The organism is Pseudotamlana haliotis (assembly GCF_008806375.1).
In the GTDB taxonomy this organism is placed as follows: Bacteria; Bacteroidota; Bacteroidia; order Flavobacteriales; family Flavobacteriaceae; genus Pseudotamlana; species Pseudotamlana haliotis.
In genome coordinates, this window is record NZ_WAAT01000044.1 from 45,413 (window position 1) to 46,118 (window position 706).

Annotated in this window: 1 protein-coding gene; it reads right to left on the reverse strand. The window is 27.6% G+C overall.

The genetic code is table 11. The features are described from left to right. On the reverse strand, positions 1-706 hold a 706-nt coding region (locus F6U93_RS08895), incomplete at both ends, for a leucine-rich repeat domain-containing protein (protein ID WP_191963484.1).

The window sequence follows — 706 nt, forward strand, 5'->3', positions numbered from 1 at the left end:
TGTTAAACTGTTTACATTACATTTTAATGAATATATAGCTGGGTTATTAGCAACATCTAAACTTGTTAATTGATTATTGTTACAATAAAAATATGCTAATGATGGGTTGTTAGAAACATCTAGACCAGTTATGTTATTGTTGTCACAATATAAATATTTTAATGCTGGATGAGCAGAAACATCTATAGATGATATATTATTTTCTCCAATATCTAATTTAGTTAAAGCTGTATTATTAGAAACATCTAGACTAGTTATGTTATTGTTGTCACAATATAAATATTTTAATGCTGGATGAGCAGAAACATCTATAGATGATATATTATTGTCTCCAATATCTAATTCAGTTAAAGCTGTATTATTAGAAACATCTAAACTAGCTACACTATTAGAAGCAAAAGATAAAGTTTCTAATGCAGTATTGTTAGAAACATCTAAACTAGTTACATTATTATTAGAAAAAGACAAATAGGTTAATGCCGTATTATTAGAAACATCTATACTTGTTAACATATTATTAAAACAATTTAAATATGTTAAGGCTGTATTTTGAGACACATCGAAACTAGTTAAACTATTCTGAGAGCAACGTAAATATGTTAAGTTCGTAAAAGCTTCAATTCCTGTTAAGTCAGCAATAGACTTGTTGCTAACATTCATATCCTCTGTAAAAGCAGCAGCTTCGGCACAAGAAATTTCGCCATCA